Raw genomic sequence first — 16726 nt, 5'->3', positions numbered from 1 at the left:
CTCCTCTTGCTGGGTTGAGGAAAGGCTAGCGCTTGGGCAGCAGCTCGCATATGCCTGTTCGTCGAAAAGGACAGAGTTTCCTTTTCGACCCTCTTGCCGATTGCCTGACGTATCGTCATCATCGGTTCACGGTCGGGATCGGGACCGCGCGCCACCCTGCGACCGGCAGGCGCCATCCTCCGACACGTTGACCTTCGTTACGCCACAGCCCGATTGCCGCCTGTGAGTCCATGCCTGGTGCTGCGCCTGTCGGTTTTGCGACGGCCTGGGACGGCTCTCTTTGTGACGTTCGGGCCGATGGGAGGCAGCAACATGGACCAAGCCACTGTCTTAACGGCGCTCTCCTTGGGAGCAGAGCGCGGAGCCGCGCTCGCAGCCCTGGCCGAAGGGCCTCGGGCCATCGACTGCCCGGACCTGGGCAGCGGTCGGCTTGTCTTCACGCGTCACCAGGAGGTGCGCTACCTGCTCCGGCACTCGGGCTTCGTGTGCGCGCCGACCGCGGCCGGCATGCTGGACGAGATCAGCCCCGTGCTCCGCCCGGTGCTCGAACCGGTCGCATCGTGGGTGCTCTACGCGGACGCGCCGCAGCACCCGCGGTTGCGGGGCCTGCTGGCGAAGGCATTCTCGCCGCGCCGGATCGCTGCCCTGAAGCCGCAGATCGCGGCGGCGGCGGACGCGCTCGTGGCCCGGTTCGTGGATGCCGGCGGCGGGGACGCGGTGTGCAGTATCGCGCAACCCCTGCCGGTCCATACGATCTGCGCACTGCTGGGCATTCCGGACAGCGACCGGGACCTCGTCAAGACCTGGTCCGACGATGTCATCCTCCTCACCGAACCCGCCCTCACGGACGACCAGGAGAAGCAGCTCGCCGCCGCCTGGGCGGGTCTGTGGGACTACTTCACCGGCCTCATCGAGCACCGTCGCGCCCGAGCGGCCGACGACATCGTCTCGGCCCTGGTCGAGGTGGAGGAGCAAGGGGAGCGCCTTTCGCTGGAGGAGGCGGTGGCCAACCTGATCGCCCTGCTGGTCGGTGGCCACGAGACGACCACCGGGTTGATCGGCGCGCTGCTCGCCGCGATGGCCGGTCACCCGGGATTGGCGGAGGCGGCGGCCGGATCGGAGCAGTCCGTCGCCGGGTTCGTCGAGGAGGTCTTGCGCTTGGACGGGCCGGCGCTCATCACCGCCCGGACGGCGTCCGAGGACTGCGAGGTCTTCGGTGTCCCGGTGCCGGCGGGCCGACGGCTGGTGCTGCTGCAGGCGTCCGCGAATCGCGACCCGGAGGTGTTCGAGCAACCGCTGGAGTTCCGCCCCAATCGGCAGCCGAACCCGCACGTCGGCTTCGGCCACGGTCCGCACGCCTGCTTCGGTGCCGCGCTGGCCCGCATGGAGGCCGCCGCCGTGATGCGCTCGGTCCTGCGGCGCGGCTGCCGGCTCCACGTGGAGGACGGGGTGTCCTGGAAGCCCTCGCAGGTGATCCGCTCCGCGACGTTCCTGCCGGTGCGCGTCGAGCGGGAGGCGAAACGGTGATCCTCACCGGCGAGGCCATCCGGCGGTTCATCGACCAGGGCGACATCGTCTTCTCCCCCTACGACCCGGCTGGCGTCAACCCCAACTCCATCAACTACCACCTGGGCCGCGAGCTGAAGGTCTTCGACGACCACACCGGTACGTGGCTGGAGATGGAGCTGCCGGATGAGGGCTACGTACTGGAGCCTCACCGGATGTACCTCGGGCACACCGAGGAGACGATCGGCAGCGACCTCTTCGCGATGCGGCTGATCGGATGCAGCAGCAACGGCCGCCGCGGGCTCTTCCTCCAGCTCTCTGCCGACCTCGGACACACCGCCTCCTGCCACCGGTGGACGCTGGAGATCGTCGCAGCCCTGCCGATCCGGATCTATCCCGGCATGGCTGCCGGCCAGGTCAGCTTCTGGCACAACACCGGGCTCATCGCTCCCACCGCGGCGACCTACGCCCACTTCAACCACGCCTGCGAGTCCCAGACGCTGATCGGAGCGCGCCCGTGATCCTCACCGGACACCAGATCGCCCGGGAAGTCGAACAGGGCCGCATCAAGATCGACCCGTTCGACCAGGCCCGGTGCACCACCAACAGCTACGACCTGGCCCTGGGAAACCTCGTGGGCGTCTATCTGGACGAAGTCCTCGACCCGACACGCGAGCCCGAGGTCGAGTACCGCGAGATCCCACCGACCGGCTACCTCCTCGAACCCGGAGACTTCGTCCTGAGCCACACCGTCGAACGGTTCGGCAGCGACGAGCTCGTCCCCATCGTGCACGCCAGGTCCGGGTTCGCCCGCCTGGGCTGCTTCGTCCACTGCACCGCAGACCTCATCGACCTCGGCTTCTACGGCCGATCCACCCTGCAGCTGTACGCCACCCTCCCCATCGTCCTGCGGCCCGGCACGCTGGTGGCGCAGGTCAGCTGGTGGACGACCTACGGCGAGATCAACCAGCTCTACACCGGCAAGTACCAGGGGGCGGACGGCCCGCTGGCCTCGCGCAGCCACCTCGACGCCTGGGCGGTGGCCGCCCGTGGCTGACGACGGCTTCGCCCGCATCCAGCGCGGATCCGCCTGCCTGTTCGCCGCCAGGGCCCGCATCGAGACGGTACCCGCCTACGGGGGAGCAGACCCGTACGAGGCCGGGCGAGCGGCCGGGCCCGCCGTCGCCGACTTTGCCCGGCGCGTCGAGGGTGAGGAACTCGACGGCCTGGTCCTCCAGCTCGCCGACCCCCGCCACGGCGCCACCCTCGACGCCCTCACCGCTTCGGTCCGGGAGACCGTCACCGGCCTGCTGGCCGTGACCGGCTCAGACCCGGCCGCCGAACTCGCACACGCGGGCGCCGACGGGTGGTGGCTGAGCCTTGCGGGCGTCCGGTGGTTCCTGGTCGTCTTCGCGCCCTGCTACCCCGAGACCTCCCCGCGCTCCACCCGCGGATCGGCCTCCACCTTCCTCCTTCTCCAGCCCGTTCATGCTTTCGACCGGCACGCCACCCCCAAGGGCACCGTCATCGCGCCCGCCATCCGGCAGCGCATCCGCGACGCCCACCACGCGGCAGGCACCCCCTACGACTCCAGCCTCGCCCAACAAACCTGCGAGGCAGCCAAGTTCGTCGCCGCACTCAACCCCGGCGACCCGCCCGTCACCTGGTGGCACCCCGGCCCGACCAACCCGGAGACGACATGACCACCACCAGCCTCACCACCCTGACCGACGCCATCACCGCCACCCACGCCTCCACCCCGCCCACCACCTGGGACGCGCCCACCGACCTGCTCAGCGCCGCGGCCGTCCTGTTCACCACCCACCTCACCGACGGCGCCGACGAACTCCTGGCCGGAATCGCCCGCCTCCTCGGCCACGGCCCGCACCCCGCCGTCACCCTCCACACCGACCCGTCCACCCGGGGCCCGCGCGAACTCGACATCCTCCACCACGCCCTCGCCACCGCCGCCGAACCCGGCCGACCGCCCTGGCCCCATGGCACCGCCGACCCCACCCGGCTGGCCGCCACCACCCGCACCCTCACCGCCACCATCCCGTGCCGCCTCATCGCGCTGCGCGCCGCCGCCGTCCTCCACCTCCTGCGCCTGCTACCCGACACCGGCAGCCTTCTCCACCGAGACCTGCTCCGCCGCACCGCCTGGCTCCTCGACCCCCGCACCGACGACCCCGTCACCCTCCTGCTGACCCTCACCGCCCCCAGCGATCCGCTCGCCCCCACTCCTCGAAGCCGCGCCCGCACCGGCGACCGCAGACCCGCACCGCTGCCGCTCGCGGACTGGGCCGCCTGGCCGGCCCTCGACCAGGTCCTCACCCTGTCCGGCCGCATCACCGCAGTCCGCACCCACAGCCACGTCGCCTTCGCCGACCTCGCCTGGGACCGCCACACCGCCCAGCTCGCCTTCGACCCCGCCACCGCCGCCGGCCTGCACACCGGAGACCTCGTCGCCGTCCGAGGAACCTGCTCCACCAGCCGCACCGGCCGCCCCACCCTCTTCGTCCGCCACCTGGAACGCCACGAACCCGGAGCACCACCGCCGTTACCGCCCGCCACGCACCTCACCCCGGTCCTCGGCCCGCTGCGCGCTCACCTCGCCGCAGGAGGCTTCCGCGAGACCATCAGCCCCGTCCTCACCGACAGCTACGTCGGTGGATCGGCACGACCGTTCACCACCTGGGCGCATGCCGCCGAACGCCGCCAGTACCTGCGCGTCACCAGCGAACTCGACCTCCTCGCCGTCATCGCGGCCGGCACCACCCGCTGCTACGAGATCGGCCCGAGCTTCCGCAACGAGGGCCAACGGGCACGCCCCACCGTCGAGTTCGTGATGCTGGAGGCGTACGCCGCCGACCTCACCCTCGACCAGGCCACCGCATACCTCGCCGACCTCGTGACCGCCGTCACCGGCCTCACCGCCCCGCTGACCCGTCGGACGTTCGACGACGCGTTTCACGAGATCACCGGCATCGACCCCGCCGACACCACCGCCGTCCATGCCCTCGCCGCCGAACGCACCCCCTACACCGCCGAGCGCACCGACGACCCCGACCGTCTGGCCCGACGGCTGTGGCGGCACAGCGTCCGCCAGCACCTACCCGGCCTGACCGCGATCACCGACATCCCCGGCCCCGCCTCACCCCTGATCGCCGGTACTGGCCGCCAGGCCCGGCGCGTCTGGCTCTACTCCGACGGCCTCGAACTCGCCGAGATCGCCGCCAACGAACGCGACCCCGCCCTCCTGGCAGCCGCCTTCAGCGCCCAGTTCGCGGCCGACCGCCATCTCGCCCACCGCACCTACCAGCAGGTCATCGACCTTTACGACAGCGGACTGCCCCCATGCGTCGGCTTCGGCATGAGCGTCACCCGCCTCGCCGGCCTCCACCCCGCCCACGTACCAGCCCAACGCCCAACCTCCACGTCGCCCACCGCAGAGAGGACTCCATGACCACCACGCTCACCTGGCCCCTGCCCACGGTGCCCAGGTCCGCCGACGCCGTCCGGGCCGCCAGCTACCCCGACTTCGTCGCCATGACCAACCAGACCAACGTGATGCCCGGCGCCCATGCCACGCTCAACACCTGGGCCCTGCACTCCCGCCTCGGCCCGCAGCACCACCTGCTCGACGTCGCCTGCACCACCGGCTTCACCTCGCGCGAACTCGCCCGCCTCACCGGCTGCACCGCCACCGGCTTCGACCTCAGCGCCGACTCTGTCGCCCTCGCCCGCTACAACCACGGCCTCCTCGACCCCGCCCTGCGCCTCACCTACCACCAGGCCGACGGCACCACCTACCAACCCGAGCACACCTTCAGCCACATCGCCGTCGGCGCCGCCCTCGGCTTCTTCCCTGACCCGCCCACCGCGGCCAAGCGGCTCCTCGGCTTCCTCGACGACGGCGGATACGTCCTCGCCGCACCGTTCTGGGCCCCCGAACCCCTGCCCGAGCACGCCGCCGCCGTCCGCCGCGAGATCTTCGGCATCACCAGCCCCATGGAGACCCGCGACCAGGCCCTCGCCCTCTTCACCGGCCTCGACGTCCTCCACCAGGCCGACCACACCCTCACCCCCGAGCCCGACGAGGCCATCGAGCACTACTGCCGCTCCACCGTCGACCGCGCCGTCGCCCAGAGCGGCAACACCGACCCCGCCGTCCGCACCGCCATGACCGACCGCCTGCGCGAGATCAAGCACGCCACCAACACCCTGCGCGCCCACCAGCGCTACACCGTGCTCGTCCTGCGCTACGACGCCTACACCTACCCGAACCGCTACGTCGAACTCTTCTGAGCAGAAAGGCCCCACGGCCCGTGATCGTCTTCGTCAACGGCCCGTTCGGCGTCGGCAAGAGCACCACCACCGGCCTCCTCGCAGAACGCCTGCCCCAGGCCCTGATCATCAACCCGGAGGACATCGGCCACATGCTCTGGGCACAACTCCCCGCAGCACTGCGCACCGAGGAGTTCGAGCTGGAGCCCGTCTGGCCGCCGCTCACCCACTGCATGCTCGACCAGGCCGCCCAAGCCTACGACCGCCCGATCATCGTCCCGATGACCATCGCCCGCCACGCCGTCTTCGAGCACATCGTCCACCCCCTGCGCGAAGCCGGCCACGACGTCCGGCACTTCACCCTGCTAGCCCCGGCCGCCACCATCCGCGACCGCCTGCGCGAACGCGGCGAACGCCCGGACAAGTGGGGACCGCTCAGCTGGGAGGGCAACCAGGTCGAACGCTGCCTCGCAGCCCTGAGCCGACCCGAATACGCCGTCCACCTCGACACCGAACACCGCTCGGCCGCCGAGATCGCCGACGAGATCCTCACCCGCACCGGACTCCAACCGGCAGCCTGACCCAACACCGAGGGCCGGGTCGGAGCGCGCTGCTCCGACCCGGCCCTCGACCGCTTCTCCGAGAAGGCCGGTGGCCATCGCCCCGGCCGCCCCAGCTACGCGACGGTCAGCAGCGACCGAATCCGGTCCGCACCGAGCGCCAGCAACAAGGTAGGAAGCCGAGGGCCGGTATCCCGACCCACCAGCAGCTCGTACAACAACACGAACAGCTCCCGCTGCGCGGTCTTCAGCTCCGGCGACGCCGGAGCATCCAACGGCAGCCCTGCCTGGATCTTCGGCACTCCGTACACCAGCGACGTCAACCCGTCGAGCGACCAGCGCTCGTCCAAGCCGTCCAGCAACAGCTTCAGCGCCTCTCGCTGTGCAGGTGCCAGTTGTTCCAGCCGGGCGCGGTCGGGCTCGGTGCGTACCTGGGTTCGGTCTTCAGCCGGGACATAGGTGGTCACCCACGCCTGTGCGCGGTCCAACCGGGGCTGAGCCTCGTCCAAGCTCGCGAGCGGCTCCTCGACGGTGAAGTCCCGAAGGATGCGCAGCGTCTGGTGTGGGTCACCGGCCGCCACGTCTGCCACCGACGCCAGCGTGCGGAACGGCAGAGGCCTGGGCGTGGCCGGCAATGGCCCGGAGGCCGGTCCGACCGAGCGGGTCCGCACCGCCACATCCAGCTCTGTCGCGGTCCCCGCATCCACCTTGCGCCCGAGTGCGTCCCACTCGTCGTAGAGCCGCAAGATCTCGGCATCCAGCGCGATCTGGAACGATTGCCGCGGCTGGCGACGGTTGTACAACCATCGCACCACCGCAGGCTCCAGCACCTCCAAGATGTCGATCGGGGTCGGCACACCGCCGGCCGAACTACTCATCTTGGCCATGCCACTGATCCCGACGAAGCTGTACCCGAGGTACGAAGGCGGCAGCCCGTCGAATACCTCGCGCACCAGCTGCGACCCGACGGTGAAGGACGAGCCCGGTGACGAGTGGTCCACGCCACCGGCTTCGAAGGTCACGCCCTCGAAGGCCCAACGCATCGGCCAGTCGACCTTCCAGACCAGCTTCCCGCCGTCCGTCTCAGACAGCGCGAAGCCACCCGCATGGCCGCACTCGCACCGGTACCGCATCTGCGTGCTGGCGTCATCGAACGCGACGACCGTGGTGGAGTCCCGCCCGCAGACCTCGCAGTACGGCCGGTACGGGAAATACCCTCCGGCGCCGGCGGCGGCCAAGTCCTCGTCGTCCTGCTCCACCTCGGCATCGGACTCGGCCTTCTTCGTCCGGTACCGGCCGAGGACCCCGTCAATCTGCGCTCGGTTCCGCATCGCGTGCACAATCTGCTCGCGATAGGCCCCCGAGGTGTACATCTGCGTCTGGCTGATCTCCTCAACCTCAACGCCCAGCTGCGCCAGCGCCGCGCGCAACGGGGCCTTGAAGTGCTCCGCCCAGTTTTCGTGCTCGCCGCAGGGATCGGGTACCGCCGTCAGAGGCCGGCCGATGTGCTCGGCGAAGCTAGCCGGGACACCAGCCGGCACCTTGCGCAGCCGGTCGTAGTCGTCCCACGACAGCAGATGCCGACACTCCAGGCCCCGGCGGCGGATCTCGTCCGCGACGAAGTGCGGCACCATGATCTCGCGCAGGTTCCCGAGATGCACGGGGCCGGACGGGCTGATCCCGGACGCGCACACCAGCGGAGCCCCGCCACGGCGTTTCCCCTCGGCGATCACCTGGTCCGCAGTTGCGACCACCCAATCACCTTGCTTCACTGCCACGGCACGTTCCTCCGGCTGATGGATATTCAGGTACGCATAGCCTAGAGCGGGTTGAGCAAGATCCAAGCCAAATCGGTCGGTGCGTCATCAGCATCGACTCCTCGAACCGCTAGGCCGTCGCGCCAGTGGCCTCCGCCCAGCACCGTCTCCGCCCCCAACCCATGTCCGCACAAGGCGTCGGACTCAGGGGTGCCGCCACACTCCACTCATCGGGCGGGAGCAGCTGATCGGTCCATGACTGTGACCGATCTCTGTGATCGACGTCGCTCGCGGTCGCCCGTCAGCATCGGCGGCGTCCTGTGCTACGTTCCGTGATCCAACCGAACACAGAAAACCCTCGGCGGGTGCAGCGAACACCATGTGCCGAGGGCCTCTGGCAAAAGGAGCGGTCACTCCCGATGCTCGTACATCGTAGCGCCCACGCGCGCAGCTTCACCGTGCTGCCCAACGCAGCCCTCCAGGACCGGCGGCTGTCATTCACTGCCCGCGGCCTCCTTGTCGACCTCCTGTCGCGGCCGGTCCGGTGGCGCGAAGACGCGCGACAGATTGCCGACTCCAGCACGCAAAGCCGCGCTGCGGTGCGCAAGGCCCTGCAGGAGCTGACCGCGGCGGGGTACTACCGGGTGGATAAGGTTCGGATGCCCGACGGCACGATCCGCTCGGAGGCACACGTCTACGACACCCCACAGATACCTGGGCTGGAGGAGGCGAAGGAGCTGCTGGAGGCGGAAAATCTGCAGGTGGAACCGGGTGTGCCCCGTCCGGCGTCCGGTGCGGCGAACTCCGGTGGTGCTGGCGTCCCTGTTGTAAAGAACCTGATCCAAGAACCCTCCCTCCCCACTCGCGGTGACGACGTACACCGCCCTCCGGCGGCGACCACCCGGCGGCGGAAGCCTGAGGGCGGGTGGGCGGTCGCCTCGCTCGCAGACCTGGACGACGGCCCCCTGCGGGCTGCGGCGCAGACGCTGTACCGGACGCTCAGGGACCAACCGCGCCTGCGGCTGGGTGAGGCGGAGGTTATCGAGCTGGCACCGCTGGTGGCGCGCTGGTTGGCGGTGGGTTGTGGCCCGGCGGAGCTGGCCGCCGCGCTGCTGCCCGGCCTGCCGGAGACGATCCACTCGCCGGCGGGGGTGATTCGGGACCGGCTGTTGCGCAAGCTGCCGCCGTCGCAGCGCCGAAGCGCGCCCGCACGCCAGGAACACGAGTGTGACGTGTGCCGGGCTCCGTTGCGCAGGCCCGGCTTGTGCGGGCCGTGCTCGGGGATTCCCGGCCCGACGTCCACGATCGGCAGCGGGGAGCCGTACGCCGCAGCAGGGGCGGCGAGGGCTCGGGCGGCGATGCGCGGGCCGAAGTCGCTTGCCGCAGCGCGCTAGTGACACGGGATGCCGGACGGCCGTCCCGCAGGGTGTTGCGGGACGGCCGGGGCCGGTATCGCTGGTGGGCTACAGCCGGGCGCCGAGCGGGGTGGCGGTCAGATCGCTGATGTCCCGGGCGGTCCGCACGGTGTGGTGGATGAGCGGGCGCAGGTCGGCCGGCATCATGCTGCTCGGCTTGAGCAGCAGGACGGAACCCATGACCTCTTCGCGCCAGAAGACCGGGGCGGCGACGGAGTCCCAACCGGCCATGCACTCCTGGCGACCGATTGCGTAGCCGCGTTCACGGATGGCGAGGAGGGAGTCGGCCAGCTGGTCGTTGTCGCGGATGACGCCGGGCCCGGCGGTTGGTGGCACTTCCTCGGCGAGGACCTGGTCCCGGACGTCCTGGCGCAAGTACGCCAGGATGGCCCGGCCGGAGGCTCCGGTTCGGAGGGACCGGGAGACCGAGACGACGTCCTCCGCCGTCATGCCGACCTCGGCCGGGTCCAGGCCGCCGATCTCGTAGTCGGTGCACAGCCTTTTCGCGCCGCCGAAGGCGCTGAGCACGTAGAGGAGTGCGAGGCCGCCGGTGGCCTGGTGAAGGCGGACGAGATAGGTGTGGGTGCACGCGGCACCCGGAGTCCGGGTCATCGCCTGGACTCCGGCTCGAGCGGTGCCGGTGCCGAGTCGGTAGGTGCCCCGGCCCACTTGCTCGAAGACCCCGGTCTCGACGCCGGTCTGCAGGATGCGGTGGGCGGTGGCGTCGGGGAGTCCGGCCGTGCGGGCGATGTCCCGCAGGGCGTGGACGTCACCGGGGAGCCGGGTGAACGCTTGCTGGACGGCGTAGGCGCGGGCGGCGAGCGAGGCGGATTTGGCTGGCGGCTCGCTGCTTTGGCGCTGCGCGGAAACGGCGTCCTCGCGCATGGCGCTGCTCTTCATTTGGCAGTTCCTCCCAGAGGGATCGTCGCGCCTTCTTGGGGAGCGACTGCGGATGTCGCGGGCCCGCCCCTGTGCGGGCCAGCGGGGAGGTGGAGACCGCAGGGTCAGTTGCGTACGTCGAGGACGACCTTGCCGGCGGTGAGGCGGGCGGCGAGGTCGTGATGGGCCTGGCGGGCCTGGCCGAGCTTGTAGACGGGGCCGGTGAGCGGCTTGAGCCAGCCTTCCTGCACAGCCGTGAACAGCGCGGTCATCGACTCGTTGATGTGGGTGCGCGACGGGTAGAGGCTGGGCAGCCAGAAGCCGGTGATGCTCTTGGAGCCGGCGACGAGCTGGGTGATCGGGACGAGCCCGTCGACGCCGGTGACCGCGCCGAAGACGGACATACGGCCCCGGGGGGTGAGGGCGTCCAGGGTCTCGTGCAGCACCTGGCCGCCGGTCATCTCCATGGCCGCCGTGACGTGACCGCCTGCGGCCTCCAGAATGCGCTCGGCGAGGCCCTCGACGACGGAGGAGTCCACTACGGCATCGGCGCCCAGGTCGATGGCGGTCTGCCGCTTGGCCTCGGTGCTGGCCATGGCCACCACCTTCGCCCCGATGCGCTTGGCGAGCTGGACGGCGAGGGAGCCGACACCACCGGCCGCAGCAGGAACCAGCAGGGTGTCCTCGGCGGTGAGGCGCAGATCGGTGTGCAGGAGGTGCCAGGCCGTGTTGCCCTGGAGCATGAGCGCCACCGCAGAGTGGTCGTCGACGCCGTCCGGGACCTCGAAGGTCAGCTTGCGGTGGGCGGCGTTGATCTCCGCGTAGCCGCCGCCGCGGCCGAGGGACACGTAGCGGCGTCCGTCCTCGGCCTCGCCGAGGACCTCGTTGCCAGGAATGAAGGGGGCGGGCATCGGGGCCGGGTACGTACCCTCCCGCAGGTGGATGTCCGCATAGTTCACGCCGGCCAGGCGGGTGCGCAGGCGAATTCGGCCCGGCTTGATCTCGGGCTCGGGCATCTCGCACAGTTCCAGGACCTCGGGTCCACCGAACTCTCTCACAGCAATCGCGCGCATTTGGTTCAACCCCGGATATTGCTTGGCAGTTTCTTGGGGAAGCGCCTCGTCGGGGGGCGCTTCGGACAAGGAATATACCCGCCACGAAAACAGCGACTTCGATCGCGCATATAGGTGTCCCGGGTAGGGAAAGCTCAAGATCGTTTACGGAGTGTTCTCTGTCACGTCACTCTGGGTAGCCGACATCGTGATGTTGCTTACTGTGAACAGCGCAGGTGGCGGCCACTATTTTGATCATCGCCACCCATTGCCGAGGGTGAATCGCCCTCGATCTCATGATCGTTTTCCAGCCTCTGAAAAATGACCCACGCTATGCGCGTAGATCGCTCGAATTCGTTGACCGGTATCCGAGCGACTACCTATTGTCTTTCTTGCGACGCAGACCTGCGTCGCCCATTTGATGGAGGGTCACATTTCGATGGCGAACCAGGAGCTCTGGCCGGTCCCGGCGTGGATCGCACAGCGCCCGGACGGTCGTGCGACCGTAGCCATCACGGTCGGTGAAGAAGCCGGCCGAGCGTGCCCTGCACGAACGGTGACATCGCCCGGCCCCGGGAAGGGCCGGACGATGTTCGACAGCGGCTGGCGGTGACGCAGGGCAGCGGCCGGAGTCGGCCCTCGCCCGCGCCCCGGTGGTCACCACCGGGGCGAAAGCACGACGGCGCCTGGAGCGGGAACTCCAAGCGCCGGTCGTAACACCGTGTGAGTCGTGCAACACAACCCAGCAGGTGGGCTGCCTTTTCGACGAGCCTGGCCGACCTGCTACCACACTAGGAGTAGTGAACCATGCCTACGCTTCGGCGTACAGATGGAGCGGCAGGACGCCTGTCCGCACTGCAGAGCCCCGGCGCGCCCGCTGGCCTCTCTGACCGCACCGTCCGCATCATCACGGACAGTCTTCGCGGCGTGGCCCCGGCCGCCGAGATCGTGCGGATCACCGTGTCCGAGCCGGACAGCCTGTGGCTGGCCCGCGCCTACGGTCCGGACGGCGCGGAAATCACCCTTCCCGCCGCACTCGACGAGGCTCTGGCTCGCTGGGTGGCTTGCGACCTGCCCGCACTCGACTGGCGCCACCAGCACGACCTCGAGCTCGCCAGCGGACGCATCGCCCAGGCCGGCGACATCGCGAAGGCAGCGTGATGGCCACCCACGACGGGCGCATCCGCACCCACAAGCCCGAGATGTCCAGGGACTCCAAGCTGGCCGAGGTCTCGTTGACGGCCGAGCGGACCTTCTTCTACTTGCTCAACTACGTTGACGACAAGGGTCGGCACATTGACGATGCCGGAATCGTCCGCGGGCTGGTCTGGAAGCGCAAGAAGAGCTGGGACGGCGGGGTCCACACCGCCGAGCGCGTCGAAGACGACCTGCGGCAGCTCACCGAGGCCGGGGTGGTGTGCCGGTACGTGAACCCGGCCGACGAGGGCGAGGAACTGCTCCACGTCACGAACTTCAACAAGCACCAGCGCATAGACAAGCCCTCGCAGTCCCGCCTGGCCCCCTGCCCGCTGCACCAGACCCAGGAAGTCGACGTCGACAAGTCGGTCCCCGCCAAGCGGATCCGCAAGAAGACCACGGAGACTCACCCGGAGCCGCAACTCACGGCTGTCGCCCCGACCGCGAACACCGCCAGCGGGGGAGCGGCCGACACCAGCGACCTCGATCACCAGGGCCCGTGCTCGGGGAACTCCACGACACCCTCCACGACACCTTCCAAGACCGGATCCAGGATCACGGATCCTGGATCTACCCCTCCGGGGGGCGGCTGCGCCGCGCCCGCCCAGTCCATCTCGTCGGAGGAACCCTCGGCCGAGCAGGTCGCCGCGATGCACCCGCACGCCACCGGGGCCAGCGCCCTTGTCGCCGAGTACGTGCGGGCCTGCCCGCAGCAACCCACCGAGCGGTTCCGCGGGCACCTCGGCCGGGAGATCAAGCAACTGCTCGCTGCCGGATACAGCCCCGAGCAGGTGCGGTCCGGTCTGCGGCTGCTCTCGCAGAACCCGAAGGGCCCCAGCGCCCTGGAGTCGTTCGTGCAGGAGGCACTGACCTCCCGTGGAGCCCGTGCAGGCGCGCCCTACCAGGCGTGGACCAACCCGGTCGCCGGGGCCGCCGCCTACGCCGGGGACCTGTAGTGGCCGGCCGCGACCGAGAGCCGCGCCGTGCCGGCAACGCCCTGCATGGCCTCGTCGAGCGGTTCGCCCGCCTGGGCGTCGACCCCGAGGTGATCGGCGTTCCCGAACAGGCCTCGGTGCCGCAGCCGAACCGGGACGCACTCGAGCTGGCGGCCAGCCGCATCCCGCCGCTGTACCAGAACGCGATCGCCGACGACCCGCAGGTCCTCGCCTGGGTCGAGCACGTCAAGCAGGCCGCCAGCCGAGGCCCGGAGGGACAGCTCGGCATCGCTCGCGCGCACTCCCTGCTCCTGCTCGGCGAGACCGGCACCGGGAAGACGCACCAGGCCTACGGTGCAGTCCGCGCATTGCTGGGCGCCGGCGTCCGGCTGCGCTGGCAGGCGATCACCTCCGTGACCCTGCACGCCATGATGCGACCGCGACCCGGGGCCGACCCGGAACGAGAGATGCGGGAGCTGGAGCGCACACCGCTCCTGCTGGTCGACGACCTCGGCGCCGGCCGCGCGAGCGAGTTCACCGAGGAAACCACCTACCGGTTGGTCAACCACCGCTACGAGCAGCAGCTGCCGACCATTTTCACCAGCAACATCACACCGGCCGAACTGTCCGGTCTCCTCGGTGACCGCACCGCCAGCCGCCTGCGCCAGATGTGCCACAAGGCCGTCCTCGCCGGCCCCGACCGGCGCAGCGCCCCCTCCTTCTAACCTCCCGCGATCCCGCGCGGGGCCGGCCGAGCCGCCCCCGGGAGACGCCCTGCCCGCGTGCCCGCTCACCGAGGCGCGACCGGAGACACCCCCGAATGAACACCGCCGTCAACGAACTCGACGCCGCACACCTCCAGCTTGACCGCGGCTCCCCGCGCTGGCGCCTCAACGCTGCCTGCGTCGGGATCAAGAACCCCGACATCTTCTTTGCCCAGCCCCGGGCGGCCGCCCACCGCCAGGCCCTCGCGCTGTGCCGGCAGTGCCCGGTTCGCCGTGCATGCCTGAACGACGCCATCGAGTGCGGTGTCCGGGACGGCATCCGCGGAGGCCGCACCGAGGAGCAGTTGCGCGAGATCGTCGTGTTCCGTGAAGGCCGCCGCGTCGAACTCGACCGCGTCCGCGCCGTCCTTGCTGGCACCCACCGGCCTCGGCTGACCGAAGCGGAGAAGGGGTCCGTGGTCCGCGTCGCCCTCGACGCCGACCTCCCGATCGACGTCTGGGCCGCTGCCCTGGGCATCGGCTACAAGGCGGCCACGAAGCGCCGTCGCAAGGCGACCACCCAGCTCGACGTCATCCCGGCGTCCATGCGGCGCGAGGAGATCACCCTCGCCGCGGAACTGCGCCGGGCCGCCGCGAGCACCCTGGCGGTGGCCGCGTGATCCCCCGCCGCCCCAAGGTCTCCCAATGGGACATGGCCGCGATCGGTCTGCTCGGCGCGACTGGCTTCGGACTCTCCTACGACGCTCTCCAGCAGATGGCCCAGGCGATCCACGTCCGAGGCCACCTCAGCTACGCGTGGCCGGTCGTCGTTGACGGGTTCATCGCCTACGGAGTCCGAGCCCTCGTCCTTCTCCGTGAGGCACCCTGGACCGCCCGCGCCTACGCCTGGTCCCTCTTCGCCGGCGCTACCGGAACCAGTGTCTGGGCCAACGCCCTGCATGCAGTCCGCCTGAACGAACAGACGGCCAGCCACCTCGGAGAACTACACCTCGGAGACCTCGCTGTCGGAACACTCAGCACAATTGCCCCAATCGCTCTCGCAGGCGCGGTCCACCTCGGCATCATCGTCACCCGCCACGAGGCAACCCAGAGCGGCTCAGACGGCAACGCCCTTCAACTCGCCGACCCAACCCCGGGCGCCGTGGCGTTGAGCCGCGATGCAATGCCCGACCAGTTGGTCTCGCTCGACAAACCGACACCGGTCGATCGAGCGACACCTGCGCTCACCGCAACCCGCACAAGCAGAGCGGAACTCACGGCTGGCAACCCGGAGGCCCGGACCAGAACCGCAGGAGAGAAGCTAGCCGCCCACCGCCACGGCTCACGTTGGCGAGACCGATTTGCCGCACGGATTCTGCGCCGGAGCGAGAACAGCTCCGGCGGTCCGGCCGGCAGTGGTCCGGTTCCTCTGCCGGGTGGTCCGGCTGAGGGCGGCGGTCCGTCCGACGGTGGTCCGGTTCCTCCGCCCGGCGGTCCGGGCGCTGGCGGTCCGGTCGGCAGCGGTCCGTCCGCTGGTGGTCCGGTTTCTCTGCCGGGTGGTCCGGCTGAGGGCGGCGGTCCGTCCGCTGGTGGTCCGGTTTCTCCGCCCGGTGGTCCGGCTGAGGGCGGCGGTCCGGTCGGCAGCGGTCCGGTTTCTTCGCTCGGCGGTCCGTCCGACGGTGGTCCGGTTCCTCCGCCCGGCGGTCCGGGCGCTGGCGGTCCGGTCGGCAGCGGTCCGTCCGCTGGTGGTCCGGTTTCTCTGCCGGGTGGTCCGGCTGAGGGCGGCGGTCCGTCCGCTGGTGGTCCGGTTTCTCCGCCCGGTGGTCCGGCTGAGGGCGGCGGTCCGGTCGGCAGCGGTCCGGTTTCTTCGCTCGGCGGTCCGTCCGACGGTGGTCCGGTTCCTCCGCCCGGCGGTCCGGGCGCTGGCGGTCCGGTCGGCAGCGGTCCGTCCGCTGGTGGTCCGGTTTCTCTGCCGGGTGGTCCGGCTGAGGGCGGCGGTCCGTCCGCTGGTGGTCCGGTTTCTCCGCCCGGTGGTCCGGCTGAGGGCGGCGGTCCGGTCGGCAGCGGTCCGGTTTCTTCGCTCGGCGGTCCGTCCGACGGTGGTCCGCTTCCTCCGCCCGGCGGTCCGGGCGCTGGCGGTCCGGTCGGCAGCGGTCCGTCCGCTGGTGGTCCGGTTTCTCCGCCCGGTGGTCCGGCTGAGGGCGGCGGTCCGTCCGTCACCGGTCCGTCCGCTGGTGGTCCTGTTCCTCTGCCCGGCGGTCTGGTTGCTCGACCCGGCGGTCCACCTGAAGGACTGGATCCGGCGCTCCTAGCTGCTGGCCGTCAGGCCGCAGCACAGGCAGGTCGTATCACGTACCGGACGGTCCGCGAGGGCATCCGTCGCCAGGGGCTCAGTGTGGCGAACGACCGGATTCCGGAGATTCTCGAGGCCTTG

At 70.4% G+C, this 16726-nt stretch carries 16 protein-coding genes and 1 pseudogene; 14 read left to right on the top strand and 3 right to left on the bottom strand.

Going from position 1 to position 16726, the window contains the following annotated elements:
* The first annotated feature begins 237 nt into the window (after positions 1-237).
* The 7 genes from ACYP53_RS26745 to ACYP53_RS26715 are packed head-to-tail and all read left to right on the top strand — an operon-like array spanning position 238 to position 6374.
* Positions 238-1527, top strand: coding sequence for a cytochrome P450 (locus tag ACYP53_RS26745; protein WP_459649274.1), 1290 nt, complete (start codon positions 238-240; stop codon positions 1525-1527).
* Positions 1524-2027: a dCTP deaminase gene (locus tag ACYP53_RS26740; RefSeq protein ID WP_459649273.1), complete on the top strand. Its 504-nt coding sequence runs from the start codon at positions 1524-1526 to the stop codon at positions 2025-2027. The genes ACYP53_RS26745 and ACYP53_RS26740 overlap by 4 nt, the downstream gene beginning before the upstream one ends.
* A complete protein-coding gene (gene dcd, locus ACYP53_RS26735) occupies positions 2024-2563 on the top strand; it encodes a dCTP deaminase (protein WP_459649272.1) in 540 nt (179 codons plus the stop codon). The genes ACYP53_RS26740 and dcd overlap by 4 nt, the downstream gene beginning before the upstream one ends.
* Positions 2556-3209 (top strand): hypothetical protein, encoded by a 654-nt coding sequence (locus ACYP53_RS26730; protein ID WP_459649271.1) that lies wholly within the window; start codon positions 2556-2558, stop codon positions 3207-3209. The genes dcd and ACYP53_RS26730 overlap by 8 nt, the downstream gene beginning before the upstream one ends.
* Complete coding sequence (locus tag ACYP53_RS26725) at positions 3206-4972, top strand: amino acid--tRNA ligase-related protein (protein WP_459649270.1); 1767 nt, start codon at positions 3206-3208, stop codon at positions 4970-4972. Before ACYP53_RS26730 ends, ACYP53_RS26725 begins: the two co-directional genes overlap by 4 nt.
* Positions 4969-5814 carry a class I SAM-dependent methyltransferase gene (locus tag ACYP53_RS26720; RefSeq protein WP_459649269.1) on the top strand — a complete coding sequence of 282 codons (846 nt, stop codon included), beginning with the start codon at positions 4969-4971 and terminating at the stop codon, positions 5812-5814. The genes ACYP53_RS26725 and ACYP53_RS26720 overlap by 4 nt, the downstream gene beginning before the upstream one ends.
* A 20-nt stretch (positions 5815-5834) precedes the next feature.
* Positions 5835-6374, top strand: a complete 540-nt coding sequence (locus ACYP53_RS26715) for an AAA family ATPase (RefSeq protein WP_459649268.1) — start codon at positions 5835-5837, stop codon at positions 6372-6374.
* Between the two features lie 95 nt (positions 6375-6469).
* Here ACYP53_RS26715 and lysS read toward each other — a convergent pair whose 3' ends face one another.
* Complete coding sequence (gene lysS / locus ACYP53_RS26710) at positions 6470-8131, bottom strand: lysine--tRNA ligase (protein WP_459649267.1); 1662 nt, start codon at positions 8129-8131, stop codon at positions 6470-6472.
* 398 nt (positions 8132-8529) lie between these two features.
* On the opposite strand from lysS, the gene ACYP53_RS26705 reads away from it, so the two are divergent.
* Entirely contained in the window at positions 8530-9504 is a 975-nt protein-coding gene (locus tag ACYP53_RS26705; RefSeq protein WP_459649266.1) for a hypothetical protein, read from the top strand.
* A gap of 69 nt (positions 9505-9573) precedes the next feature.
* Here ACYP53_RS26705 and ACYP53_RS26700 read toward each other — a convergent pair whose 3' ends face one another.
* Both ACYP53_RS26700 and ACYP53_RS26695 read right to left on the bottom strand, forming a co-directional pair.
* Complete coding sequence (locus ACYP53_RS26700) at positions 9574-10425, bottom strand: IclR family transcriptional regulator (RefSeq protein WP_459649265.1); 852 nt, start codon at positions 10423-10425, stop codon at positions 9574-9576.
* Between the two features lie 104 nt (positions 10426-10529).
* A complete protein-coding gene (locus tag ACYP53_RS26695; protein ID WP_459649264.1) occupies positions 10530-11420 on the bottom strand; it encodes a quinone oxidoreductase family protein in 891 nt (296 codons plus the stop codon).
* An 843-nt stretch (positions 11421-12263) separates the two neighbouring features.
* On the opposite strand from ACYP53_RS26695, the gene ACYP53_RS26690 reads away from it, so the two are divergent.
* The 6 genes and pseudogenes from ACYP53_RS26690 to ACYP53_RS26665 all read left to right on the top strand — a co-directional run bounded on the left by ACYP53_RS26690 (position 12264) and on the right by ACYP53_RS26665 (position 16604).
* On the top strand, positions 12264-12617 hold the full coding sequence (locus ACYP53_RS26690) for a hypothetical protein (RefSeq protein WP_459649263.1): 354 nt from the start codon (positions 12264-12266) through the stop codon (positions 12615-12617).
* Complete coding sequence (locus ACYP53_RS26685) at positions 12617-13609, top strand: hypothetical protein (RefSeq protein WP_459649262.1); 993 nt, start codon at positions 12617-12619, stop codon at positions 13607-13609. Before ACYP53_RS26690 ends, ACYP53_RS26685 begins: the two co-directional genes overlap by 1 nt.
* Complete coding sequence (locus ACYP53_RS26680; protein WP_459649261.1) at positions 13609-14313, top strand: ATP-binding protein; 705 nt, start codon at positions 13609-13611, stop codon at positions 14311-14313. Before ACYP53_RS26685 ends, ACYP53_RS26680 begins: the two co-directional genes overlap by 1 nt.
* A gap of 95 nt (positions 14314-14408) precedes the next feature.
* A complete protein-coding gene (locus ACYP53_RS26675) occupies positions 14409-14972 on the top strand; it encodes a WhiB family transcriptional regulator (RefSeq protein ID WP_459649260.1) in 564 nt (187 codons plus the stop codon).
* Between the two features lie 32 nt (positions 14973-15004).
* Positions 15005-15256 (top strand): annotated as a pseudogene (locus tag ACYP53_RS26670) (DUF2637 domain-containing protein); the annotation flags it as partial.
* Between the two features lie 1135 nt (positions 15257-16391).
* Positions 16392-16604, top strand: coding sequence for a hypothetical protein (locus ACYP53_RS26665; RefSeq protein WP_459649860.1), 213 nt, complete (start codon positions 16392-16394; stop codon positions 16602-16604).
* Positions 16605-16726: the final 122 nt, after the last annotated feature.

It is taken from the genome of Kitasatospora sp. Ki12 (assembly GCF_054601375.1).
This window is presented reverse-complemented; position numbering and strand designations above follow the sequence as displayed.